The sequence below is a fragment of the Mesorhizobium sp. M9A.F.Ca.ET.002.03.1.2 genome (assembly GCF_003952365.1).
Classification (GTDB): domain Bacteria; phylum Pseudomonadota; class Alphaproteobacteria; order Rhizobiales; family Rhizobiaceae; genus Mesorhizobium.
Genome location: NZ_CP034443.1, coordinates 2,986,987 through 3,012,755 on the forward strand (window position 1 = coordinate 2,986,987; position 25,769 = coordinate 3,012,755).

Below are 25,769 nucleotides of genomic sequence, written 5' to 3' on the forward strand. Positions count from 1 at the left end.
TTACGCTTTCGCGCACCCTTCTTCGGTTGGTTGATAAACTCAGCTCCCAGGGAGCCATCTCGGTTTGAACGTGATCTTGCGCGTGTCAAACCCGCCGATTCCGGCTCCAGAGGCCGAATATCTCACCTCGAACAGCTTCACGCGCCTTGCGCCCCAAGCGAGCGCCTCCAACCCTTCCGCGCCATGCTGGGCAGCTGCCATCCCAGGCAGAAGAAACGTGGCGAGGAGGGCTGCCGCCATTGCGGGACGATACGACCGGTTCGTGACCCGGACGGCGTTTTCGCGGGCATGCCGGACGAGGATGACAAGGAGCAGCAATGCGTAAAGAACCGCGTTGATGATAGCCAAGACGTAGAAGCCACGCGTCTCGCCAGCGTCGCCGATGAACAGAACGGGAAGCACGGAGGCAACCGAGAGAACGCCAAAAGGGGCGAGAACGCGAAGAGGCAGCGGATCCACTTCGGATCGCCCCTTGGGCGTGATGCGGAAGTCGACAAACGATCCGGTAGCCCAATCGCGAACGGCGGCAATGCTGCCCGCAAGGAACCAGGGCCAGCGTGCGAGCAGATAGAACATCGCTTCCCAGCTCAGCACCTTACCGTCGAACGGCCTGAACGTGCCGGTCGCCCGCCAACGGTAGAACATGGCGACCAGCACGATGGTCGCGGGAGCAAAATGCACCACGAATCCGGGATAGGTGACCGCAACAAAATTCTCGCCGCGCAGGAGCGCAAAGATCGGCATCGCAAACATGAGAGCCAGGAACAACGCAAAGAGCGGATACCAGAGCTGGCAAAACAGGAACTGAAACTTGAGTCGCGCCGGGAGCCGGGGAATATAGAGGGGCGAATATTGCAGCAGAATCGTCACCAGGCTGCGTGACCACTGGAACTCCTGCGTAACCAGATCGGCGAAGGTGCGCGGACCATCGCCATGGGCGATTGCGTCCAGCGCATGGACGCCACGCCAGCCATGGGCGTTCATCATCAAAGTGGTCGAGTGGTCCTCGGCAAGCTCGGGCCCGAGCCCTCCGATCTCCTTCAAGGCCGCGGTGCGAACGGCATAGTGGGAGCCGATGCAGAGCGGCGCCAGTCCGCCACTGTAGCCGGCTTGCAGCGCGCCATGCATGCTGGCTTCGGCATAGAGCCGCCCGCGCGCCGACCAGCTCTCCGCAGCATTGCGATCGCAGATGCTCGGCGCTGAGACGTAGCCCACATCAGGATCGGCAAAGGGCCGCAGCATCTCCCGCAGATAGCCGGGCTCGGGGACATGGTCCGCATCGAGTTGTGAGACGAAGTCATACCGCTCGTAACCGTAATGATCATAGAAGAATGCGAGGTTCCCTTCCTTGCAGCGCGTGCGCCGCGGCCAGGTCTCACGGTGATAATCCGCTCGCCCCTTGCGCGTGGAGACGAGGACGCCGTGCTGCCGGCACCAGTTCAAAGTCTCCGGCGAAGGATCTTCGTCGGCGAGCCATGTGTCGTGAGGCACATCCTGCGCAAGCATGGAATTCAGCGTGTTCGCGACAACCGAAAACGGCTCGGAGGGCGCCTTTGTTACCACCATGGCTACACGGCTCCCTGCGGCCAGCTCCAGTGGCCCGCTGGGTTTGCAGGCGCGAGAAAAGACCGCCAGGAAATAAACGGGCAAAAGCGTAACCCATCCGAAGACGAGGGTTACGGCAACGAAGCCGAAAAGGTCGACGAAGTGCTCTGGCCTGAACCACCAGGTCCAGAAATAGAGGAGCGCTGCCAGCCAGACGAAGGCGCCGGCCAGGTATTCGATCCTGCGATAGCCTGTCAGAACTGGGACCATCGAATGCTTCGCCGGCTGAACGGCGGCTTCTGTCGTCTTTTCCTCGATCGTGGTCCTCATGCCTGCGCCTCCAATCCAAAGAAGGGCGCAGCGGTCCGCACGATGGTCTCAAGGTCAGAATATCGCGGTGAGAAACCGAGTGTCTCGCGAGCAAGCGTCGGATCGGCGTAGAGCGCCGGCGGGTCACCGGGGCGCCTCGCATGCAGTTCGATCGGCACCTCCCGTTCGGTGATCCTGGCGACGGTATCCAGGACCTGACGTATCGAAGCTCCTTGTCCGGTCCCGACGTTGACTGCCAGATTTGCACCGCCCCCCATCAGGTGCTGGAAGGCAAGTACATGCGCACGCGCCAGATCGGTCACATGGATATAGTCGCGGACGCAGGTGCCGTCCGCGGTTTCGTAGTCGTCGCCGAAGACTGCCAGATGCGGTATCCTGCCGCCGGCGGCAAGCAAGGCTCTCGGAATGAGATGCGTTTCCGGATCGTGCCACTCCCCGAGTTCGCCATCGGGATCGGCGCCGCAGGCGTTGAAGTAACGCAGAGCCACATAACGCAAGCCATAGGCAGCTGCGAAATCGCTCAACATCTGTTCGGCGATCAGCTTCGTCCGTCCGTACGGATTGACCGGCTCCTGCGGCGTCGTTTCCTTGATCGGAAGTGCGGCCGGGATGCCATACGTCGCACAACTCGATGAAAAGATGATCTTGTCGACCTCTGCCTGCCGGCAGGCATTCAGGAGGGACAAGGTTCCCGCCACATTGTTCCGGTAATATTTCGCCGGATCCTCGACAGATTCCCCGACATAGGCAGAAGCCGCGAAATGAATGACCGCGTCAGGTTCGAACAGCGAAAGGGACTGTGCAAGATGGGCCGTGTCGAGAATGTCGCCCTCCACGAACCGGCCCCAGCGCAAAGCCGACCGGTTGCCGGTCGTCAGATTGTCGTAGACGACCGGTTCAACCTCTTTCTGGCTAAACAGCTTGGCGGTATGGCTGCCGATATAGCCGGCTCCACCCGTTACCAAGACCCTTTGCGCGGACATCAGGCCGTCTCCGGAAGTTCATGCGATTCCGTGGCCAGGAGACGATCGAAATAGGCGATCGTTTGCTTAAGCCCTTCGGACAACGGAATCTTCGGCTGCCAACCCAGTTCACGCGATGCGAGCGAGATGTCGGGCCGCCGCTGGCGCGGGTCATCGACGGGAAGCGGCCGGTGGACGATCCTGGAACGCGAGCCGGTGAGAGCAATCACCTGCTCGGCCAATTCCCGAATCGTGAATTCGCCCGGATTGCCCAGATTGACCGGGCCGGTGAACGACGGCGGCGAAGCCATTAGCCGCAGAAAGCCGTCGATAAGGTCGTCCACGAAGCAGAATGATCGGGTTTGCGAGCCCTGGCCGTAGATCGTTATGTCGTCGCCCTTCAGCGCCTGCACGACGAAGTTCGATACAACGCGGCCATCGTCAGGCCTCATGCGGGGACCATAGGTGTTGAATATGCGAACGAGTTTGATCTCGACATTGTGCTGCCGATGAAAGTCGAACAACATTGTCTCGGCGCAGCGCTTGCCCTCGTCGTAGCAAGAGCGCGGGCCGATCGGATTGACATTGCCCCAATAGGATTCGGGCTGGGGATGAACGTGAGGATCGCCGTAGATTTCCGAAGTTGAGGCCTGAAAGATCTTTGCGTTGCACGCCCTGGCCAGCTCGAGAAGGTTGAGCGTGCCGAGCACGCTTGTCTTCATGGTTTGGATCGGATCCGCCTGGTAATCCGGCGGCGAGGCAGGGCAGGCGAGGTTGAAGATCTCGTCGACCTGCACGTCTAGCGGCACGCAGACATCGTGCCGGACGATCTCGAGTCGCGGATTGCCCCTCAGGTGGTCAAGGTTGCTCAGGCGACCCGTGACGAAATTGTCAAGACAAAGAACCTCGTGGCCTTGATCGAGCAAATTTTCGCAAAGGTGAGATCCGAGAAATCCCGCACCACCGGTGACGAGAACGCGTCGCCGTGTCATTTCAGGGAGCAGAAGGCGCAGTCCCTTGGAAAGTCCTTTAGCGCGGTGGATACGTGGTTTAGCTATGTTCTCCATCAAATCTACCCACAATTTATGTCAAGTCAGGAAGTGTTTCTCGGAGAATACATTCTCCGAGAACATACGCTGGCTCTTGCCGTTTCTTTTTTAGATGGAGAAGGGGTCCAAGAACTCACTTAGACTAACGCTCCACCGCCGGCATGATATTTACCTGTCGCTGTGGAAGTTGTCGTTAGCGCCTTATCCGGAAACTTGTCGCGCAGTACATAACTTGCGGCAATTCGGCCTGAAGACATGCGCAAGCGCCCTGGGGCTTACGCACTTGCTACAGACAGAGATGCACTACATAATAAGCGAGGTGGTGGGCGCATTGGATTGAAGACACCGGTTGCCAATGGAGCCACGGGAAAAGCGCGGCGACACGTCTAGTGAACTGCCGTTACAGCGGGGCGAACGCCGCCGATGGCCACGAATGTCTTCGCCTGAAGAAGACATGCCAATCTCTTCGGAAGGGGTGCCAGCGCTCAAGCCATTGTCCTTCTCCACTCGAGGATTAGCCAGGGAAGAACAATTCGGTGCGTGGCAATCGCTCTTGGAGCCGCTTTTCGACGTGAGCTTGCCTGAGAACGCGTCACCAAAGGAAGGATTCGTAGCCGAGCACGTTGCTTGGAATCTTGGTAACCTGCTCATTGTCCAGCAGGATGTGCCGGCTAATAGCTATAATCGCTCCAGTGCAAGGCTGAGATCGAGTTCGCTAGATCATTGGTATTTGGGTTTGCTCCACGACGGCCAAACATGGACTGAGGTTGATGGTCACGTTGCTGCAAACCAGCCAGGGAAGGTAGAGTTCCGCTCCCTTGGATACCCGTTTCGCGGACGCGCGACCGCTTCCAGGAGTGTTTTGCTTTATCTGCCCCGTGAGATCTTTGAAGATGCTGCTCCTGCGCTCGACGCCAGAAATAACTCGATACTGTCTGGCAATGCCGCAAAGCTCCTCGTCGACTACGTTAGTGCCATAGAGGCGAGACTACACACGCTGGTCGAGGAAGATCTCGACCATGTCGTGCGCGCGACGCGAGATATAATTGTGGCTTGCTTTTCCCCGTCCAGGCACCAGGACGCAGTCGCCGAGCAATTGGCCGGAATTGCCTTGATGGAGCGTGCTCGGCGATACGTTCAACGCAATCTCAATTCGGCTGATCTTACATCTGATGCGATGTGCCGGGCGCTTGCCATATCCCGCACTCGTCTTTACCAGTTGTTTGAGCCTAGCGGTGGGGTCAATCACTACATACAAAGACGGCGACTCCTGACGGCCCATGCCGCGCTGAGTGACCCGGAAGAGCCTCGCCGCATAATCGAGATTGCCGAAGCAGTTGGATTTAGCTCGGCAGCCACGTTTAGCCGGGCGTTCAGCAAGGAGTTTGGCTATAGTCCTCGCGAAGCGCGCAATGCCATAATTAGTTCGCGCCGTCGCCGCCCGGTTTCCGCTTCAGAACGCAACGTCTCCCCCTCGTTCGAGGATTGGCTAAGGACGCTTGGAAGCTGACTGTCCACATTCTTGATAACATATAAGCTGCCGTTGCTGCAGCGCATCGGTGTCTAGAAATTGGCTGGCAGCTTTTTGACGGTCCTGACGTCGGAGTTTACGCATCGTTGGTATAAATTTGCACGTGATTTCAATAAGTTATATGCTGATTGAACAATCGAGTGGGAGTAGGGTCTAGCGCAGGCTGGCGTAAGAAATCGTAGGCTGGCGTCGAAAATACAACGATTTTCGAGCAGTGCTGAGCGCTATCCAAGATGCATCACCAATTGAACCGTTGATTGCTCAAGCGATTGATTTGCGCTCACGCGGCTCTTAGCGTTCTTGTATTTCTGGAGCTGCTGAAAGCTGACGCCGATGGATCGAGCAAGCTGCGCTCCACGGTCGGCACTGCCAAGCAGCAAATCAGGCCGGGAGCCGCCACATTCGCACACGACCTGTACCACGCAATTCCGTTTCCGCGAGTGGGTCGCAAGCAAAATCTGGTCCAAGCAGTTTGTGAGTTGCATCCGAAATACGGATTTCATCGGGCTCCGCGGACGTTTGAATACGTGCGGCGAGATTAACGGTCTCCCCCCACAGGTCATAGGCAAATCGCCTTTTACCTATGACGCCCGCGACGATTGGTCCTGAGTGAATTCCAATTCTGAGTCTTAGCGGTTCTCCTGCGAAGCGTTCGAGCTTAACCGCCTTCCGTAGTTCAAGTGCATAGTGCGCAAGGGCTTCTGCATGATCGGATCGCGCGGCGGGCAGGCCAGCGACCACCATCACACAATCGCCGATTGTCTTGATTTTTTCGCAGCCGTATCGTTCCGAGAGCAGATCCGCCGCCTTGAAGAAGTAATTTAAAATAGCGAGCGTTGTTTCGGCTCCGACGCTCCGCGCTCTTTCCGTAAAGCCGACGATGTCGGCAAAAAGCACACTCACCTCAGCGTGGTTGTCTGCAATTTGTTCGTCCGCTTTTAACCGCTCCGCGATCGACGCCGGAAGAATGTTGAGGAGTAGGCTTTCGGCGCGCTGGTATTCACGCGACAATCCCTCTTGGCTCTGCCTCAACGCCTCGTTCGTCGATTGTAATTTCTCGTTGAGTTGACGCTCCCTCTCTTGCAGGAGCGTCATTTCATAAGCCTTCTGTTGAAGCCGCTGCCTGTTGTCGCGTTCGGCAGTGGCGTCAAGAAACAGCAGCCACACGCAGGCATTGTCAGCAAAAAGATGAAGGTCCGCGACACGCCCGCTGGGCAGTTCGACCATGGCCATATGATATGGAAGCTCCGGGCAAGGCAGCAAACCTTCCATGAACTCAAGCTGCTCGGCAACAGGCTTACCAATGCGAAGTGATGAGAGTCCGTAATCTTTAACATTGCCGCCTTTCGCGGCTATGCAAAGCTTGGCGTCAATTTTCAGATATGCAACAGAGTGCTCGTTGTAGAAGAAATTGAAAATCCAGTTTCTGACTTCTCTTGGCAATCCATGCATGGTCTATTTCGTGACCATCGAAGCAAGCTGACGAAACGCATCATCAACACATTCACCCGAAAGCGCGCTTGTTAGATAGATTTGCCAGCCAAGTTGCCTCAGTTTGTTAATCTCACTATCCGATATTGCCCACCGATCGGCCAGATCGGATTTGTTGAACAGCAATACAAACGGCATAGCGCCGAATTCGGCCTCGGCCCGCTCGCGCAGCGTGAGCGCCACGGCAAGGGTAGCGGCCCGGGTTCCATCGACGACAAGCACGAGCCCGCTCGCACCTCGCACATAGCTCACGCGGAATGAGCCGATATCGTCTTCGCCGGCCAAATCCCACAAAATCAGATCCACGGTTTTATCCGGCAGCACGACACTCTTCTTGTCGATTTTCACTCCCACCGTGGTCAAGTAGGCTTCTGAAAATATGCTTTGCACAAACCTGCGAACCAGACTCGTCTTTCCGACAGCGAACCCGCCCAACATGCAGATCTTCTTTTGCAATATCCTGGGCTCCGCCCTAATGGAAGTTTACCGTAACCGAAACTCTGCGATTGGCGGAGCTTCCGGTTTGGCTATTTTCAGTCTCCGCTGGCTCAAAGGTGCCCGCGCCGCGAACCAAGAGCAATTCCGGATCGACGCCGCGCTTCTTGAGAAGCGCACGAACTGTCTCTGCACGGGCGGCGCTGATCGACAACTTGGCCGTTTCACGGCCCGTCGTGTCCGAATGGCCGGTCAACATGAACTGTGCTGTTACGCCTGCCTTGCGGGCGTCCTTGGCCAATTCCTTCAACTGATTTGCCAATTTGTCGAGAACTGGCAGTTGCTCTGGTCCCGGTACAGCCTTGCCAGAATCGAAGAAAATGTCGACCGCTTGAATAGCCTCCCTCAAATGAGTGAGTTCCGGAGGGGTCAACTCGCGCAGCTCGGAAATTTCTAGAGAGAGTCCGTCCGCGGCCAGCTGTTGGGAGGCGACCCGCGCCCGATCTATCCAGGCGGCAGGAGCCTCACCCACGACAACGATGCGATCCTTCATGATCGAAAATCGTACTGAATCCGGCGGAGCCAGCGACGCCATCAGCCGCTTCACCACGAACTTCGGATCAAGGCTCTGATAGAATTGCCACTGCGAATGAACGCGAGCCGGATCAACCCTGTTCCGGACAGCAGAGCCTGCGGGTCGGCGGCCTGCGGGTCTCTCAGGCCGGAAATGTAGAAATGTCCGCCCTCGCCGTTTGTTGGGCGACGATGATCCCCGGTTGGGCCTCAAGTCGCGACACATAATGCTGCCAGTGCTCCGCGCGCGTGCTTCGGGGCTCACGTCACGAACCTTGGCGATGTCGAATCCCGGTCCGCCTGCCGAAAGCTGTCGGGCCGCCGCGCGCGCCCGATCTATCCAGGTGTCGGAAGCCTCACCCTCGGCAACGATGCGATCCTCGACGATCGAGAGCCGAACCGATTTCGGCGGGGTCAGTGACGCGGTTAGCCGCTTCAGCACGAACTCCGGATCAAGGCTCTGATAGAATTGCCACTGCGAATGAACGCGGGCAGGATCGACCTGCGTCCGGACAGCAAAGCCTGCGGGTCGGCGGCAAGCGGGTCTCTCAGGCCGGAAATGTAGAATTGGCTATCGCGCACCTTTTGTTCGGCAACGATGATTCCCGGTTGGACCTCAAGTCGCGACACATAGGCCTGCCAGTGCTCCGCCGCGCGTGCTTCGGGGCTCACATCACGAACCTTGGAGATGTCGAATTCCGGTCCGCCTGCCGAAAGCTGTCGGGCCGCTGCGCGTGCCCGATCTATCCAGGTGTCGGGAGCCTCACCCTCGGCAACGATGCGATCATTGACGATCGAAAGTCGTACTGAATCCGGCGGAGCCAGCGACGCCGTTAGCCGCTTCAATACGAACTCCGGCTCAAGGCTCTGATAGAACTGCCACTGCGAATGAACGCGGGCGGGATCGACCTGCGTTCCGGACAACAGCGACAGCGGGTCGGCGGCAAGCGGGTCTCTCAGGCCGGCAATATAGAATTGGCCATCGCGCATTTTTTGTTCGGCAACGATGATGCCCGGCTGGGTACTCAGCCGCGATACATAGGCCTGCCAGCGTTGCCCGGATTGCCAGGAAAGAAAGAACCAACCGCCTGCCGGAATCAAAACCAGCAGGACCGCAGCCACCACCAGCCACGGAAATCCCTGGTTAGAGTCCTCCTGCTTCAGTTCAACGCAGGTCTGCAACAGCGTCTCTACGCCGGCCAACTGCGAACTGTCGCCGTCAAATTGCTCTAAAGCCTGTGAGCATTCATCATGGATGCGAAGCAACACATCGCGAACTATTTCATGTAATTCCTCTGGCGGATTTCCCCGGATCACCGCAACCAAGGTCGCAAACGGTCCAACTTCCGACCAGAGACGAAGCTCTCCGAAACGGATAGTGTCCAGGCCGCTCTGTTCTTTCTCGTTAAATGAGTCTTTCACAAAATCTTGAATTGCACTAAGCATCGATGAAATTAGTTGAGGATCTTCACTCGTTGCATTATCGGCAGCCACATGCGCTATCAAAAGCCCGGAATTGCGGTTAATGAGAAAGACATGTTCTACACGATAGACGAGAGAATGCTTAAGAACGATTTCTGAGAAGCTTGCACCCGTTCTCCAAGCTTCAAATCTCCACTTTAGCCCATGCCAGGTAAATATATGTCTTAAAGTTTCATTCAGCGACTGAAAGGTCTGATCGATCTTTTCCCCGATCGACTTGCGAATTGCCGGCAGAAACACCGGATATAATATATCCGTAAGCGTACGCGGGCTCTTCTGGATGGACCGTTGCACGGCCCTCTCGACAGCTGGCGCAAGGGCCTCTCCGAGTTGCGCATGAGGCGCACGTGCGGCTGCACTGGGGAGAACACCCCCAACTGCAGCCGCAAGCTGCTCAGGTTCGTCGAGCAGGTGCGTAACTCGTGAAAGCTCCGAAATTTCGCGGCCGACCAGCAACTGGCGCAGCGTTGCCATGCGAGGATCGGCGGATGGAACTCCGCCGAAACGCGCGCGATAGTCCGGATCGACGTTTCGGGCAATTTCGACCAAAAGACTAGCCAGAGCTTCGCGATCAATCTCTGTATCGTTCGAAGCTGCTCTTTGAGGAAGGCTGATTGGGTCGACGGTCGACGTCAAGTTCCGATCAACTCACTTTCCAACTACGTTCCGAGTTGCTCTTGCTGCCGACGGGATCCTGATTTAGACATTTTGCAACCTCGACAAACAGGCCAGCCAAAAGATTTCGGTCGGTCTTGACGTTGCTGAGATCGGAAAACATTTTCTCCATTAGCATCTGAATGCTTTCATTCTTTTGCTTGATTTCCTCACGCAGCAATTGATCGCTTCGATTTATCCGGTCCGCAACTTCGCGCTCAAGCTCGCTCAATTGATCCGACAACGCGCGCACCTGCTTTTCAAGCGCCTGATTTTGCTCGCGAAGATTCCGGTCAATCTCCTTGTCGGCCTCGGCTCGTGCATCTTTTTCATTCCGCAATTGCGCCGCGAGCGATTCGACCTGCTTCTTTGCATTTGACTCGTACATTTCAAGATTGCGCTTGGCCTCGGATTCGACATCCTTGAAGCGCTGCAAGAACCGTTCTTCAAGCTTGGAAAAACGGCGGTCATAGTCCTGCATCTGGTTGCCGAACAGCAGATCACGTATCTTGTCGACACCTACAGCGTCGCCGGAGACCCCGCTCTCGCGAGCCTGGACCGCCATGAAGGCCAGCCCGTTTTCGTCTGCATTACCTATCAGATTTCCGTCCGCTTTATTTGCTGAAGAAGCGGTATTCGAAGATTCCTTAGCCATCCCTATGCCCCTTCGTTTGAACACTTGTCACAGTGCAAAACTGAAAAACACGCAAGCATGTCAGCAAAATACCCGGCTCGCAAGCGGGAATCTTCTTGACTTAAGCCAATTCGTGCGTCCCTTTTACATCTCTTGAACTGGAAGAAAATGCACAAGTTCCGATTGGTGTCGCTCTCGAATCTCTTTGTGATAAAGCCATAACCGGCTAATCTAATCGACCATTGGGTGCAATCTACTATCGAAATGAGTAATACGATGTCAGGCTATTAGCTACTGGAGCGCAATTAAGTATTGCATATTCATTAGAGGTAGCTAAAGTAGCTGGTCTGGCGGAGGCACATACTGTCTCGCACCCGGCTGTTATACTGCGACGATCAGCTTCCGATGCGGGCCCAACGGTAGAAGAAGGTCTTCTTTCGCACGGAGAATGGCTGTTCGAGAATGCACCTCGGAATCGAGGCGTTCCGGTCGATAGGAAGAGCAATAGTCCCAATAGCTGCAGTCATTCACACCAGCTCCAGTGGGCTTGCATTTATTGCGCCCCCGATTGCAAAAGACGTCAGTTTGCCATAGCTATTGCACCTCATACGGTGCCAGGGACCGCAGTTTGTGGTCATGGTGCCGATTCCGGGTATCGACATGAGTATGCGGCATACTTGGCTTTGACGTGCATCTGCGACAGCTGGCGCCTAAGCTCGGCGGCACGGATGCGAATGCTGCACCAGGCTTCCAACATCGGTAGCACGACAGGGGCAAGCTCGCTCTGCAGCCAAATGGCGGCGTCGCGGCGGCTCGGAAGAGTTCGCAGGGGACTGTTCGGGCGCAGCGTCCCTGAGGACCGGTTCCTTTGGCAGGAAATCGCCGGCTATGTTTCGGGACTCTTGTTCTACCTTCGAACCAGGCGCGGGTAAGACGGCGTGGCGCATAATCCCTTGGTTTCTATCGTGGTTCCTGCGCACAACGCGGAGGTAACGCTGGCGCGCGCGCTCGATTGCCTTCTCGATCAGGAAATAATGGACTGGGAGGCGATCGTCGTCGACGACGCCTCCACGGACGCCACCGCCGCGATTGTCGCCGGTTATGTGGAGCACGATGCCCGGTTTCGGACGTTGAGCTCTTGCACGTATAACGCCGCCGGCGCGCGCAATAGCGGGATTTCGACAGCGCGCGGCCACTGGCTCATGTTCCTGGATGCGGACGATTGGGTGGATGCCAGCTTCCTTGCGAAAATGCTGGCCGCACTTGAAGCCACGCCCGATGCGGTCGCCGCCTATTGCGGTTCCCGGCGCGTGATGCCCGATGGCGAACTCACCCCGTCGAGCATCCCGACCGAGGTTGCGATCCAGCCCTTCGAAACATTCGCGCGCCGGTGCGCCATCCGCACTCACACGCTGCTCGTCGACCGGGAGACAATTGTCGAGTTGGGCGGTTTCGATATGTCGCTGCGCACCTGCGAGGACTGGGATTTGTGGCAGCGCCTCGCACGTCTAGGCAAACGTTGGGTGATGGTCGACGAGCCGCTCGCTTTCTATCGGGCCAGCCCCAACTCGCTCAGCCGCAATTCGGCGCAGATGCTGGTAGATGCGGAAATCGTGATCGCCCGCGGCTTTTCTTCTGATCCCAGGGTCAAACACCCGGCGTCGGCACACGCCAATGGAGCGATGGCGAACGGCGGCACCGCCTCCGAGGCACTCGCGTGGTTCGCGTTGTGGACCGCCGCGTCGGATTGCGGCAGCGGCTCGCGCTCGATCGACCCGCAGTCCCTGCGCGCGCTCCCGGCAGGACGCAAATGGGCGCGTGAGATCGCCAAGGTGGCCGTCGATGGCCTTATGGTAGGAAGCCTATCGGTGCCAGCGCAATTGGCTGCCAGGTGGGACAGGTTCGGCGGCTCCCTCACCGAGTTGATCATCGAACTCGGTAAGGTCTGGGACGATCCCGTAGCGGGTCGCCGCGCCCAGTATCACCTTGAGCAAATGCTTCTCGACTTCGACGATCTCGCCGCGCCGCGCAGACTGGCGCGGACACTTGGAATTCGCGTCGACGCTCGAAATCCGACCACGGTCGAACTTCCGCAAGGAATCGACCAAATCTATGCCTACCTGATGATGGATGGCCAGATCGAGGCTGTCGTGCAATTCGGCGTACTTGGGACAGTGACAAGGGATTATTGGATCGAATTGATCCTGAATGTCGTGCCCCCTGAGCGGCTTGAACGCCGGTCCGATCCGGACAGTCACTTCGGCAAACTCGCCCAATTGGCCGAGGAAGCGCGGGAGCTGGTTCGGTCGAGCGCCGAACCTGCGGAGCCTCCCGCAGCGCCGCGCCGCGGACGGGCCAGGCACGACAAGGATCGCACGTCGTTCTGGAATGGCTATTTCGCGACCGAGGATCCCTGGAACTACGGTTCGCCCTATGAGCAGGAAAAATATCAGCGGCAGCTCGAAATTCTGCCTGCCGGTCCCATCGGACGGGCGCTTGAGCTGGCCTGCGCGGAGGGCCATTTCACACGGCAGCTGGCGCCGCGAGTGGGCCATTTGACCGCAACCGACATCTCCGCCATAGCCGTCGAACGGGCCCGCGCGCGATGCGGCGATCAGCCGAATATTGAATTCGGCGTACTGGATTTCTCTGCCGACACGCTGCCGGGTGAGATGGATCTGATCGTCTGTTCTGAAGTGCTCTACTATCTGGATGATCTCGCCGAGTTGCGGCGCATTGCCAAAAAATTCGCTGAGGCGTTGGCGCCTCGCGCCAGTTTCATCAGCGCACACGCATTCGTGCTGCGTGACAATGTTGAAAGGACGGGCTTCGACTGGAACACATTCGGTGCACAAGCGATCTCGGAGACGCTGGCAGCGACCGAAGGCCTCGTTTTGGAGCAGTCGATCGAGACCGAGCTCTATCGCATAGACCGCTTCCGCCGCCTGTCACCGGACGACGTGGCGACGGAACCAATGATAGATCATTTGCCAATCCGCGCGCCCGTCGGAATCGGGGTCTCGCGAAATATCGTCTGGGGCGGGGCGCGGGCCTTGCGCCGCGACGTCGCACGTAGCGAGCGGCGGCAGCGTATCCCTGTCCTCATGTATCACAGCGTCGCCGATGATGGTCCGGCCGCGCTCGCCCGTTTTCGGCTCACACCCGCCGCATTCGCCAGCCAGATGGCATGGCTGCGCGCCAATGGCTTTCACGCGATTGGGTCCGAGCAGCTGGAAGGGTCCATCGCCAACCGTCACCCTTTCGTTGGCCGCCCGGTGCTCATCACCTTCGATGACGGCTTCCAGAACTTTGCCGACCATGCCTGGCCGATCTTGCGCGCGAACGACCTGACCGCGGAAGTGTTCCTGGTGACGGACTTGGTGGGTGAAAGTGCACAGTGGGACGCCGACAGCGGTCCGCCGACGCAGCTTATGAACGCTGGGACGGTGCGACGCATCGCCGCCGAGGGTGCGTTCTTCGGAAGCCATCTGGCGACGCATCGCGCAATCGATGGTCTGTCGAGCTCTGACTTGGCCGCCGAGCTCCTGCGCTCTCGTATGTTCATCGAACGGTGGACCGGTCGGCCAACCACGGCGTTCGCGGCACCCTTCTCTGTCACCGACCGACGGCTTGGCCGACTGGCCAAGGAGTGCGGCTATCGGATCGGCTTCGGCGGCAGGCACGGGCCGGCGGACCTCGATTGCGATCCCATCGACCTTCCGCGCATCGAGATTCGCGGGGATCGCTCGCTCGCTGACTTTGTTGCCAAAGTCGAGGCCGTGCTCGAATGAACGGTGAACCCGTCAGTGTCATTATTCCCGCTCACAATGCGCAAGATACAATCGACGAGACGCTCGGCAGCGTACGCGCTCAATCCTATCGTGCGCTCGAGATTATTGTTGTTGACGATGGCTCACGCGACCAAACTGCCGCGATGGCCCGACGTCACGCGGAGATCGACACGCGCGTGCGGCTGATCGAGCAGGCCAGGGAGCGTCGCCCCTGCGATACTCCACGCGGACGGCCTCCGCTCCGCATTCTGACGGTTGGAAGGGGTGCTGTCGCATCGACCCCACGATACCGGAGCCATTCACAAAGGACATTGCTAGTCCAGAGGCGACAGAAAGCATAGCCAGAACCGTAAATTCTGGCTCGTTGAGGCCCATGTCTCGATTTGTGACAAATTGGTTCCGCTTTTTGTCTATTGTCCCGCCCGATACCTCGTTCGCAAGTCTATTGGGCGACTTGGGACACGGCTGACATCAGCTCCTGCGGGTTTGGCGCCCCAAACATGTATCGCCCACCCTCTGGAACCTCCGTGAAGCTCCAGCGGACGATCCCCTGCCGGTCCAGCAGGAACTGACCGACCAGTTGTCCGTGTCCCGTTGCCATCATCTGCTCGTCGGCTTCGGTCACTTCGTAATTGTCCTTCTTGTTGAGCATTTCGCTGGCCGCAATAGGATCCATAGGGCCGGGCAATTCGCCTGGTATGTCGACCCGCATATCCTTTGCCGCTGCCATCGAGACCTTGTACGGCCAGTTCGTCTCGTTTTGGGTGAATTCGAGATTGGGCAGTCCAAAAGCACGATGTGAAGCGCGTTCAGGGTCGGAGGCCGCAAGCAGATTCGGCATCGGGTGGTAGCGGAAATAGAGACGCGCCCGTTCGATCGGCGTGTTGACCACCGTCAGGCTCTCCACACCCTTGTCGCGCAGCTCCGGATCAAGCCGCGCCTGGGCGGCGATATAGCGCCGGCAAAACGCACAATGCAGACCTCGAAACAGGCCGACCAGCACCGGTTTTTGTCCGCGAAAGTCGTCAAGCGCGATCTTGCCTTCCTGGGTAATGGCGTCGAGTACTAAGTTCGGCGCACGGTCGCCCGGTTGAAGCGGTACCAAGTCACTAGGCGCGGACATTTACAACCTCCAACCCCGGCTAGTCGAGAAAAGGCAGCACCACAAGCGCTTCCGGGTCGAGCCCGTGCTGGGCGCATATATCCTGCGCCAGGGAAAAGTAGCGTTCGGCCTCGGCCAGATTGTCGAGGTCGAGATTAAGCGTTGCAAGACCATCATAGCATGGAAACAGCAGTTGGGGCTCGCCCGTCTCGCGGGCTACGTCCAGTGCTTCGTGGAACAAGCCAACCGCCAGTTCCGGACGGCCGTTGCACTGGTGGATCTGCCCAAGCACGATCAACGGCACCGGCAGGTGCTCGCGCTGGTCGAGCGCCCGGTCGATCTCGATGGCCTTCTCGGCAGCAGGTACGCCCTCCGTTGGACAGCGATCCGTGAAAGTACAACAAGCGACCGCCAGATTGGCGAGGAGGCGCGCCTGGAAGCCCAAATCACCAATATGGCGCGCCACTTCAAGACCGCGCCGGCAGACCTCCATCGCCTGTGCCGGATCGATGGTCGTGTAAAGCACGCCGAGATTGGTGTAGCCGCGGCAGGCCGCGCCCAGTAAACCGGCGGCTTCGGCCAATTCAATGCTACGTTCAACTTGACGTATGGCTTCACGGTTTCGCCCAAGGCGAGCCAGCGCAACAGCCTTGGTATTAAGTGCCTCGGCGGTCACAAGAGTGGCGTCACACCCCGCCTCGGAGACATGCTCCGTTGTCAGAGTGCCTACGCAATCCAGTGCCGCGTCTGCCCATTTTGCCGCGAGGGCGTGACCTCCGCTACGAAATGCCTGTCGGCCACGTTCTTGCCAGAGATGCGCCTGCTCGATCGGGGCGTTCGCTCCATCGAGGAGGGCTGCCGCTTCAGCATAGCGGGATTCTGCATTGTCCCGCTTGCCGACGTCCCAGAGCAGTCGACCGATCTTCCGCAAAACTCGCGCCGAAGCGACACGATTGGCCGACTCGCGGTATGCTTGCAACACCGTCTCGTAGTGGTGGTGCGCGATCTCGCGGCGGCCTGCCGGGCCGCTCAAATCGGCAATGCGCTCGGCAATTTCCAGTGTGAGCGGTGTTTGCCCGATCGTGCCCAACGCAGTCAGTGCTCGCTCGTAGAAACGAAGGGCGTCGTCGTTGGCGTATATCATGCGAGCGCGATCGCCCGCCGCCTGCAGGTAACGCGCGCCCTTCTCTCGCTCGGCGCTCTGTGCGAAATGATGACCGAGCACGGTCAAATCCTCGAGCCGTTCCGGCTTGTCGCCGCACAGTTGCTCCAAGGCAGCACCGACCCGCCCGTGGATGTCGGTCCGGCGTTGCAGGAGCAGATTCTGGTAGATCACATCCTGCAGCAACGTTTGCGTAAAGCGGTAGCTTTGCGACGAGACCGAGCCTGATCCGGCAACTTCCTCGATGAATTCCGCATCGCAAAGCAGTTCGCAGCCGGCTTCTAGCCGGCCGGGGTCGGCTGTCACGGCTTTCAGAAGTGTGGCATCGAAGCGCGGGCCGATTACCGCGGCTTCCTGGGCCAACCGGCGCACCTCTTGGGGCAGCCGGTCGACGCGGGCAAGCAACATTGCCTGGATAGTGGCGGGAATGCCGGTTGCGACTTCGCCTGCCACAGTCCGCCATCGCTGGCCCTCGCGCATCAGCACACCGCGATCGATAAGGCCGCGAACGATCTCCTCTACAAAAAGGGGGTTGCCGCCCGCGCGCTCGAGGATCTGGTCGAGAAGCCCTCCTGCGGAGTTTACCCAGCTCTCGCCGAAAAGCGCCGCCAGCAGGCTGCGTCCGTCATCACGGTTGAGCGGCGAAAGCCTGAGCGCTGTGTGACTGACCCGACTTGAGTCGAGCTGGTCGTTGTCCGGGGCCGGACGATGCGTGACCAGCAACATCAACCGCGTGCGTTCCAACCTGTCCATCACGAAACGTAGCGCCTCGAGCGACACAGCGTCGGCCCAGTGCAGGTCCTCGACGACAATCAACAGCGGCGACAACGCAAGCCGTCGTTCGATGATTGTGCGGACTGCGTAGAGAATTTGCCGCCGCAGTTGCTCGGGCTCGACATGCTGCAAGGTGGCATCGGGGTCGCCAAGGCCAAGCACATGGTAGAGCAAAGGCATCAGCCGCTTCGCCTCCTCGCCCTGCAGGCCGAGATCGGTAAGCAAGCCTGCGAGCTTCCCCCGCATTTCGTCCCCATTGTCGTTTTGCATCATCCCGGCAGCGCTGCGCACCACAGCGCCCAAGGCGCCAAATGATTGTTCGCCCAGCGGTGAGCACGTGGCCTGCCGCACGGCGACGTTGCGAAAACGATCCTCGTCGCCGACGCGGGCGACGAACTCCTTCACAAGCCGCGATTTCCCGATACCGGCTTCTCCGACGAGGCGGACAAGTTGAGCCGAGCCGCTGCACGCCTGGTCAAGACTCGCCAGCATTCTGTTGAGCTCCGCACCACGACCTATCGTCGGCGCACTGAGGCCGAGCGCCTCGAGCCCACGCGCTGCACGCGGCGTCGCAAGCGGTGCATCCAGTCGATGGACGAGCACACTGCCAGCCTTGCCGCGAAGCACGACATCACCCAGCGACTCGTAAGAGAAGGCATGCCGGGTCAGCCGGTGAGTGAGCTCGCCTACCAGCACCTCACCCGGTGCGGCCAGCGATTGCAGGCGTTGCGCCGTATTCACGGTGTCGCCGGTCACCGAATAGGATTTGGCGGTGCCGATGCCCAATCCGCCAGTAACGACCGGACCAGTGTTTATGCCGATGTGGAGTGACAGAGGCGAGCCGGAGTGGGAGGTACTTTCGCCGAGCCGCGCCGTCCGGGCGATCATGTCGAGAGCGGCGTGAAGTGCGCGTTCCGGATCGTCCTCATGCGCAACCGGCGCACCGAACAAAGCGAGCAGCGCATCGCCGATGAATTTGTCGACGAAACCACCAAAGTTTCGCACGGCCGCGGCCAATTCCTTGAACAGTTCGTTCTGCAGCGCTTGCATGACCTCGGGGTCGAGCTGCTCGCTGAGTGTCGTGAAGCCGCAAAGGTCGGCGAACAGGACCGTTACCGTCCGGCGATCGGCATCAGAGACGGGATGCAGCTCGTCTTCGCTTTCGATGTTCGGAAGCGGCGACTGAGTTCGAGAAGGCGGCACAATGGTCCGGCTTGGTGTCGGAGCAGGCCGTTCGACGGCTTTTGCGGGCGCACCGACGCTTGCCCCACATTTCGGACAGAACTCGAAATCAGGTGCGCAGGGGTAGCCGCAACTGGCGCATGGCAGGGGCTGGCGCCTGCCACACCTCGGACAGAAAGCGTAACCGCCCTCAACCTCGAAACCGCAGCCTGAGCAGTCCATGGAACAAGACCTCAATAGGGGCCGTGACGGCGTGATCTCGCTATGCACTTCACGGCCAGGGTATTCATAAGGATGAACCGATAGCCGTCGACCAGCAAGCGGCAGCGCAAATAGGCATCGAGCGATCGGTGTGGATCCCGTGGACGAGGGCAGCCGATTCGGACGGCTGCGTGGCCGTCGTTTGCAAAAGTTCCCTCTTGCCTCCGACTTCCTGCTATCGTGGAGGTGAGGAGACGGACCCTTGAGCGACAATCGTAAGCTAGCCGCAATCCTGGCTGCAGATGTGGTCGGATACAGCCGGCTCGCGGGCGCGGACGAAGATCGTACTTTGGCGAGGTTGCGGGCACTGCGCAGCGACCTGATCGATCCGATCATCGCAGTGCACCACGGGCGGGTGATCAAGCGCACCGGGGATGGGGCACTGGTTGAGTTCCGCAGTGTGGTGGATGCCGTGCGCTGCGCCGTTGAGATTCAGAATGGTATGGTTGAGCGCAATGCCGGCGTGTCGCAGGACCGCCGCATCGAGTTCAGGATCGGCATCCATCTGGGGGATGTGGTCGAAGAAAGCGACGGCGACCTGATGGGCGACGGCGTCAACATCGCCTCGCGTTTGGAGGGCGTCGCGGCGCCCGGCGCCATCTGCCTGTCCGAGGATGCCTATCGCCAGGTCAAGGCGAGGCTCGACCTCTCGGTCAGCGATCTCGGCAGCACGCAGCTCAAGAATATCGCCGAGCCGATCCGGGTCTATTCGCTGCAAGTCGGCAGCGCCGGGACCAAAGCGGCCGCGACCTCGGAAACCGCGACGAGCCGGTCGGCGACGGCAGCGCCGCCGAAGCTGTCGATCGCCGTCCTGCCATTCGCCAACATGAGCGGTGACGCCGAACAGGACTACTTCGCCGACGGCATCTCTGAAGACATCATCACAGCGCTGTCCAAACTGTCGCAGCTCTTCGTCATCGCACGCAATTCGTCGTTCACCTTCAAGGGCCAGAACGTCCATGTGCAGGAGGTGGGCACGAAGCTCGGCGTGCGGCATGTACTTGAGGGTAGCGTACGCAAGTCGGGGAACAGGGTGCGCATCACCGCGCAGCTCATCGATGCTACCTCGGGCGGCCATCTTTGGGCGGAGCGGTTCGATCGCGACCGACATATTCGCCGTGCAGGACGACGTGACGCAGCAGATCGTCGGCGCGCTGGCGCTCAATCTGACCGAGGGTGACCGTCAGCGGCTGGCGCCCGAGCATCCGCGCAACACGGAGGCGTATGACTATTTCCTGCGGGGCCGGGAGCTGTGGCACCGGCTGACGAAGGAGACGAACGTCGCAGCTCGCGACCTCTTGCAACGTGGCATCGAACTGGACCCGAAGTTTGCCTCTGCCCACGCTTTCCTCGCCCTCACGCACGGACTCGATTACCTGAACCGGTGGAGTGCGTCGCCGCCGGAATCGATGGCGCAAGCGGAAGAGACCGCAGCGCTAGCGGTAACGCTGGATGGCAGCGATCCCTGGGCGCACTGGGCGCTGGCTATCGTCAAGCTGTACACACGACGGCACGATGGGGCCATCGGCGAGGCCGAGCGCGCGATAGTCCTCAATCCGAACTTCGCCGAAGGGCACGTCATCCTCGGCGAGGCGCTGTACTATTCGGGCAGATCCGAGGAGGCCCTCGAGAGTTTCGCCCGGGCGAGGACATTGAACCCATACTTTCCGGATGTGCTTCTGCACTTCCAGGCTTTGGCCTCGTTTCAACTAGGAAGGTATGAAGAGGCCGTTGACCTCTTGATGCAACGGCTGGCTCGCAACGCTGTCACCGACGTCTCGCGCGAGCTTCTGGCCGCCAGCTACGGCCATCTGGGCCGTTTCGCCGAAGCCCGCGCTGCATGGCAGGAGTTGCTTCGCGTCAATCCCGACTATTCCCTGGAATATCGTCGCAAAGTCTTGCCTTACAGGAACCCTGCCGATTTCGAACTCGTGGTGAACGGGCTCCGCAAGGCTGCTATCGTGCAATGACGGGTGAGGCCAAATCAGGTCAGGCCTTGAATTGCAGCCGATCGCGATGGACCGTCCGTGACCGTTTGTGTTCCGTTTGACTGCCGCTGACCCGATAGCTCAAGGAAGCGGCCGGATCAGACGCCAGAGGCTCACCGATAGATCGCCGTCGCTTGCGGTTGCGCACTAGAAAATCAACCTGAAATAAGCCTGAAGTGAGGCTCAGGTCGCCTTGATCTCTGCCTGGCCGATCTTGCGCCATCGGGCGTTTTCGCGAACCAGTTTCAGGTCGTCGGTCGTCTCGGCAAATGTCCGCAAACGGTATTGCCGGAGCAGGTCCGGGAAGAGCGCCCCTTCCGGCAGGCTGGCAAGCTGCTCGCGGACCGAGATCTTTTCATCGATGACCCGCATGCCCCAGGCATTTTCCCGAACCTGCAGCTCCGCAGCCAGATCGCGCTCTTCCGGCGCGTTTTCATCTAGCGCCGCCAGCAGGATCGAGTGGAAAAGCGCTACATAACCAATCTGCCTCAGGCCGCCCACAGCCCGCACGCGCGGCAATATGGCAAGGACGAGGAACATCAGGAACAAGTTCGGCAGCAGCACGCCGTCCAGCAGCGCCTGCCTGAGATGCGGCCGCTCGAACGGGATGGAAAGACCATGCGGCCTGTCAGGCTCGACAAGGTGCCCGTTCTCAAGGACAAGCTTGCGCACGCGCTCCTCGCGGATGCCCCAGAAATAGGCCGTGGCATTGGGCAGGAATCTGCCAAATGGGCTCGATGCGGCCTCTTGCAAGGCACATTCGAGACGCTGGCGCCTTGCGGGCTCAATGAGCAGCCTGCAAAGAAGGCTGCCATCATATTCTAGATGCCGGGCCACGGCAGCCGCGGCGAGCCGATCATCGATGAAAACCGGCAGGGCCATGCCAGAACGATCCCAATCGGCGACCAGATCCTCGTTGAGGGCTGTCAGGGCATCGGCGGCGGTTCCAAACACCTTGTCCTGACTGGCAAGCAGCGTGCCCAGCCAGCGGCTGGCATCCGTTTCATCGCCCACCGCTTCGAGCGCGCGCTTGTTGAGGGAGACGGGACCGGCCACGCAGGCGCTTTTGCGGCACAGTTTGTGGCGCCCCATGCCAAACAGGTTGACCTTGTCGTCGCCGACATCGAGCCAGCCCGGCCCCTCCCGGCCAATTGTCTCCATGGTCATCGTCGTTCCCATGAAGCCGAAGAAGGCCGACAGCCCGTTTTCAACCGCGCCGAGCCAGGCAAGCAGCAGGGCATCGAAGGTGATCCGGTCCATCAGAAGCAGGCAGTGCAGGCCGGACTGAATCACCGGTCTGTGCTCGAACTCTTCGAGCGCCTTGCCGATCTCCTCAGGCTGCATAATCACACCGAGGCGCTGATGCAGGACTTCGCGCAGGATCGAGCGGGCGGCGATCGCCGGGCCCGATGCAGGCCTTGCCACCGGCCGCCACAGATGGCGGGCATAATCGGAAACCGGTGCATTCCAGTTCTGCTCGATGTCACGCGCGACTTCCGGGCAGAGCGGCGACAGCAAAGCCAGAATTTCCACCGGAGGCGTAGGAGCTGGATCAAAGACGGCGGTCATTGGTCCCGTCTAGCCGCTTGCGGTGTAAACGCCAAGGGAGACCAGCTGGATGCAGCCGGCCCACACATAGATTGTCAATTGACCGTGTCCTACGGAGTCCTCCATGAGCAATCACCTGTTCGCCCGCACGAATTGTTAGACTGGCCAAACAGTTAAGGCCAAACAGCGGATCTCAGAACCGCAGCCGCGCCATGCTTAGGAGGTCGTGGTACTGCCCGTCGGTAAAACCGGCCTTCACATGCCGGCCTTCGACCTCGAAGCCGTGGCTTGTGTAGAGACGGATGGCCGGTTCGTTGTCGGCATAGACGGTCAATTCGACCCGCTTCAGGGCGCGCCAATTGTCGGCCACGTCAAGCAGCGCGCCAAGTATGGCAGAGCCGATGCCCTTGCCGACGAAGGCATCGTCAAGGCCGATATTGATCTCGCCGATATGCGAACGGCGCGGCGAACCCTGCACGACCAGGCGGCCATGGCCGACGACCTTACCGTCCAACTCCGCAACGATCCAGGTGGTTTCCTGGCCGGACTTGGCGATGCGCCGCTCCACCTGCTCCACCATCTCAAAGGGCATCCTGAGCGTGCCCCAGCGGAAGCCCGGCATGTTGAAGATAGCGCAAAGCGCCTCCGCATCGCTTGGCCGGACGGACCTGAGCTGCGGCTGGATTTTCTCGGAGGATGGCGAGGTCGTGCTGGTCATGGCGCTCCCGGCAAAGCAATCGGCCCGGCACGATGCACCGGACGTCACCTAAAAATCCAGCCGTCTCCGCAACCTATGCCGGTTGCGAGCTAAAATACCGGGAGGCGGCGTAGAGTTTGAAAACGCCGCTGATGCCGATCCAGCCGAAAAGGGCGAGCCAGCACAATGTCCCGGTCGCCGTCCAGTCGAGCCGGTGCACCGCAGCGTCGGTGATGACGAGGCCAAGGATGGCAAGCAGGCCAACCAGAAACTGCGCCAAGCCGAGCACCAGCAGTTCCTCGCGCGGCGCGCTTCTCCAGACGAGATATATGCCGCCCGCACCGGCGAGGAAGATGGCGCTGTAGACCTGAGCGTGGAAGGCATCGATCGGCCATGGCCAGAAGCCGCTGAATGTCAGGGGAAACAGCAACAGGCCGACTCCATAGAGCCCGAGGATCGCCGACTCCACCGGCATGTAGCCGCGCCATGCGGGGCTCAAGATCACGCCTTTTGCAGAAGGACGGGCCCTGGCCCGCCACAGGAACAGCCCGGATACCGCGACCGAAGCAAGATAGACCAAAAACCAGAGCCAGGGCGCTTTGCGCTCGAAGTTGAAATAGCCGAGATTGATGAACGAAGCCACCGACACGATGACGGTGAAGATGAAGGCCATGACGAGCACGAGCCTGCCGGGCGACCAGCGATTCCAGAACAGCAGCGCCGCCATCACGACCATTTCGGCGGTGTAGAAGCCGCCGAGGAAGCGGGCATTGAACGGCGTGACGGCCCAAGGCCAGCGCGGCTTGACCAGCATAGGCACGAAAAACAGGCCGGCGCCTACGATCAGCACGATGATGACCACCACAGAGAAAAGGCGCAGGGCCGCGGGAAATGGCGGGTTGTTGGATGTCGGCATGGGAGAAAGTCCCAAAGATGAATACCCCATGGACCCATCATAGTGCCGCTTGCGGCCGGTGAAAATCTGCCGAATGGAAATTGAACTGTCACGGGCTTATCTATTCGAATGGCCGTACGGTCCGTTTCGAAGTAAAATGGAGCACTCGGACCAAAGAGCGGTCCGGTCAACACGTCTCGGGGCGCATTCTGGAGCCTGCACGATGAACGAAGCTCAGGATCTGTTCTCGCTTCTGCGGCAATCGAGCGATGTCGATCCACTGGCAGTCGACGCGATTGAGCGAACCATCGCGGAGGGCGAGGACCGCGAACTTTGCCGCATCAATGCGCCAGCCTTCGCCAGCAAGCATGGCCTCGACGAGGAACGCGCCATAAGCGCCTTTCTCCATGCAGCGCGGGTGGGCATCTTCGACATTTCCTGGAATGTTCTGTGCCCCGGCTGCGGCGGCGTGCTCGACACCAACGCCACGCTGAAAACCCTGCAGAAGGACGAATACACCTGCGCGCTGTGCTCCGAGGGCTATTCGCCGACCCTCGACGAGATGGTCGAGGTGACATTCACCGTCAGTCCCCGCGTGCGCAGGATTGCCGCCCACAATCCACACGAACTGCCGTTGATGGAATATTTCCGCCAGATCTACTGGGGGTCCGGCGTCGATCTGCCGGAAGAGGATTTCGCGAAAAAGATGGAAGCGTTCTCGCTGGAGGATATCGAGCTTGCCCCTGGTGAAAAGGCGGTTCTGCCCATACAGCTTCCGTCCGAATTCATCATCGTCTTCGAGCCGGTCACCCATTCAGTGCAGTTCATCGACGGGAAGGGCGAACCAACAAAAGAGCGCCGAAGCCTCTCTTTGCTCTTCGACCGCGACCATGTCCAGAACCAGACGCTGGAGATGCAACCCGGCCCGTTGCGCATTTCGCTGGAGAACAGGACCGACGCCCGCGTGCTGCCGACGGTCTTCATCGCCGGCCAGCTATTGCATGATTTCCTGGGCAAACGCCGGCCCTTCCTGACGGCCAAGCGCCTGCTCACCAACCAGACGTTCCGCGATCTCTATCGCACGGATACGCTCGACATCAACCAGCGCCTGAAGATCACCAGCCTGACCTTCCTGTTCACCGACCTGCGCGGATCGACCGAGCTTTACGAGCGGGTGGGCGACCTTTCAGCCTTCGATCTCGTGCGCGTCCATTTCCAGGTTCTGCACGAGATCGTCGCGGCCGAGGCAGGCGCGGTGGTGAAGACGATCGGTGATGCGGTGATGGCGACCTTCGCGACGCCTGATCGTGCGATTGCTGCGGCCCTCAGGATGCGCGATGCCATGCGTGATCTCAACGACAAGAGCGGGCGCGAGGATCTGCTGCTCAAGATCGGAGTCCATGCCGGCCCTTGCATCGCCGTGTCTATGAACGAGCGGCAGGACTATTTCGGCCAGACGGTCAACATTGCTTCGCGAGTCCAGAACCTTGCCAACGCACAGGCGATCTTTGCCACTCGTGCGGTGGTCGACGACAATCTCACCGCCGATCTGTTGCACAGGAACGCGCTGACGCCCGTGCCCCACGAGGTTTCGCTGCGCGGCATTGAGCGCGAGATAGCAGTCTATACGATCCCCTGAAGACTTGGCCCTGAAGATTTGGCCCCTGAAATTTGGCCCCTGAA

At 59.6% G+C, this 25,769-nt stretch carries 17 protein-coding genes and 2 pseudogenes; 5 read left to right on the top strand and 14 right to left on the bottom strand.

From position 1 onward, the window contains the following. Positions 1 to 39: 39 nt before the first annotated feature. The 3 genes from EJ066_RS14445 to EJ066_RS14455 are packed head-to-tail and all read right to left on the bottom strand — an operon-like array spanning position 40 to position 3,829. The gene (locus EJ066_RS14445; protein WP_126043884.1) at positions 40 to 1,815 is read right to left on the bottom strand and encodes a cellulose synthase catalytic subunit; all 1,776 of its coding nucleotides are present in this window, start codon (positions 1,813 to 1,815) and stop codon (positions 40 to 42) included. A 56-nt stretch (positions 1,816 to 1,871) separates the two neighbouring features. Beyond that, positions 1,872 to 2,858 carry a UDP-glucose 4-epimerase GalE gene (gene galE, locus EJ066_RS14450; RefSeq protein WP_126038674.1) on the bottom strand — a complete coding sequence of 329 codons (987 nt, stop codon included), beginning with the start codon at positions 2,856 to 2,858 and terminating at the stop codon, positions 1,872 to 1,874. Continuing rightward, the gene (locus tag EJ066_RS14455; RefSeq protein WP_126038677.1) at positions 2,858 to 3,829 is read right to left on the bottom strand and encodes a UDP-glucuronic acid decarboxylase family protein; all 972 of its coding nucleotides are present in this window, start codon (positions 3,827 to 3,829) and stop codon (positions 2,858 to 2,860) included. Before EJ066_RS14455 ends, galE begins: the two co-directional genes overlap by 1 nt. Positions 3,830 to 4,319: 490 nt before the next feature. Between EJ066_RS14455 and EJ066_RS14460 the strand changes: the two genes are divergently transcribed. Beyond that, entirely contained in the window at positions 4,320 to 5,396 is a 1,077-nt protein-coding gene (locus EJ066_RS14460) for an AraC family transcriptional regulator (RefSeq protein WP_245455163.1), read from the top strand. A gap of 402 nt (positions 5,397 to 5,798) precedes the next feature. Here the strand turns inward: EJ066_RS14460 and EJ066_RS14465 are convergent, their stop codons facing one another. From EJ066_RS14465 to EJ066_RS32025, 6 genes and pseudogenes are all read right to left on the bottom strand, one after another. Then, complete coding sequence (locus EJ066_RS14465) at positions 5,799 to 6,869, bottom strand: adenylate/guanylate cyclase domain-containing protein (protein ID WP_126038683.1); 1,071 nt, start codon at positions 6,867 to 6,869, stop codon at positions 5,799 to 5,801. 3 nt (positions 6,870 to 6,872) lie between these two features. Further along, entirely contained in the window at positions 6,873 to 7,364 is a 492-nt protein-coding gene (locus tag EJ066_RS14470) for a Rab family GTPase (RefSeq protein ID WP_245455164.1), read from the bottom strand. A 16-nt stretch (positions 7,365 to 7,380) separates the two neighbouring features. Next, entirely contained in the window at positions 7,381 to 7,938 is a 558-nt protein-coding gene (locus tag EJ066_RS32015) for an OmpA family protein (protein WP_245455165.1), read from the bottom strand. A gap of 413 nt (positions 7,939 to 8,351) precedes the next feature. Then, positions 8,352 to 10,034: a hypothetical protein gene (locus EJ066_RS32020; protein ID WP_245455166.1), complete on the bottom strand. Its 1,683-nt coding sequence runs from the start codon at positions 10,032 to 10,034 to the stop codon at positions 8,352 to 8,354. Between the two features lie 7 nt (positions 10,035 to 10,041). Beyond that, positions 10,042 to 10,707: a hypothetical protein gene (locus EJ066_RS14480; RefSeq protein WP_126038689.1), complete on the bottom strand. Its 666-nt coding sequence runs from the start codon at positions 10,705 to 10,707 to the stop codon at positions 10,042 to 10,044. A gap of 611 nt (positions 10,708 to 11,318) precedes the next feature. Further along, positions 11,319 to 11,464, bottom strand: a pseudogene (locus EJ066_RS32025) (IS110 family transposase); the annotation flags it as partial. Positions 11,465 to 11,624: 160 nt separating this feature from the next. On the opposite strand from EJ066_RS32025, the gene EJ066_RS14490 reads away from it, so the two are divergent. Both EJ066_RS14490 and EJ066_RS14495 read left to right on the top strand, forming a co-directional pair. Beyond that, on the top strand, positions 11,625 to 14,477 hold the full coding sequence (locus tag EJ066_RS14490) for a trifunctional glycosyltransferase/class I SAM-dependent methyltransferase/polysaccharide deacetylase (protein WP_126038692.1): 2,853 nt from the start codon (positions 11,625 to 11,627) through the stop codon (positions 14,475 to 14,477). Next, positions 14,474 to 14,818: a glycosyltransferase family 2 protein gene (locus tag EJ066_RS14495; protein ID WP_126038695.1), complete on the top strand. Its 345-nt coding sequence runs from the start codon at positions 14,474 to 14,476 to the stop codon at positions 14,816 to 14,818. The genes EJ066_RS14490 and EJ066_RS14495 overlap by 4 nt, the downstream gene beginning before the upstream one ends. Before the next feature lie 101 nt (positions 14,819 to 14,919). Here EJ066_RS14495 and EJ066_RS14500 read toward each other — a convergent pair whose 3' ends face one another. Continuing rightward, entirely contained in the window at positions 14,920 to 15,600 is a 681-nt protein-coding gene (locus tag EJ066_RS14500; protein WP_126038697.1) for a redoxin domain-containing protein, read from the bottom strand. Positions 15,601 to 15,619: 19 nt separating this feature from the next. Then, on the bottom strand, positions 15,620 to 18,919 hold the full coding sequence (locus tag EJ066_RS14505) for an adenylate/guanylate cyclase domain-containing protein (RefSeq protein WP_189644487.1): 3,300 nt from the start codon (positions 18,917 to 18,919) through the stop codon (positions 15,620 to 15,622). A gap of 241 nt (positions 18,920 to 19,160) precedes the next feature. Between EJ066_RS14505 and EJ066_RS14510 the strand changes: the two are divergent. Continuing rightward, positions 19,161 to 20,928: pseudogene (locus EJ066_RS14510) on the top strand (adenylate/guanylate cyclase domain-containing protein). A gap of 201 nt (positions 20,929 to 21,129) precedes the next feature. Here EJ066_RS14510 and EJ066_RS14515 read toward each other — a convergent pair. The 3 genes from EJ066_RS14515 to EJ066_RS14525 form a co-directional block, all read right to left on the bottom strand. Beyond that, complete coding sequence (locus EJ066_RS14515; protein WP_126038704.1) at positions 21,130 to 22,515, bottom strand: hypothetical protein; 1,386 nt, start codon at positions 22,513 to 22,515, stop codon at positions 21,130 to 21,132. Between the two features lie 172 nt (positions 22,516 to 22,687). Then, entirely contained in the window at positions 22,688 to 23,212 is a 525-nt protein-coding gene (locus EJ066_RS14520) for a GNAT family N-acetyltransferase (protein ID WP_126038707.1), read from the bottom strand. Between the two features lie 73 nt (positions 23,213 to 23,285). Continuing rightward, a complete protein-coding gene (locus tag EJ066_RS14525) occupies positions 23,286 to 24,107 on the bottom strand; it encodes a hypothetical protein (protein WP_126038710.1) in 822 nt (273 codons plus the stop codon). A 202-nt stretch (positions 24,108 to 24,309) separates the two neighbouring features. Here EJ066_RS14525 and EJ066_RS14530 point away from each other — a divergent pair, with 202 nt between their 5' ends. Continuing rightward, positions 24,310 to 25,725, top strand: a complete 1,416-nt coding sequence (locus EJ066_RS14530; RefSeq protein WP_126038713.1) for an adenylate/guanylate cyclase domain-containing protein — start codon at positions 24,310 to 24,312, stop codon at positions 25,723 to 25,725. The last annotated feature ends 44 nt before the right edge of the window (positions 25,726 to 25,769 follow it).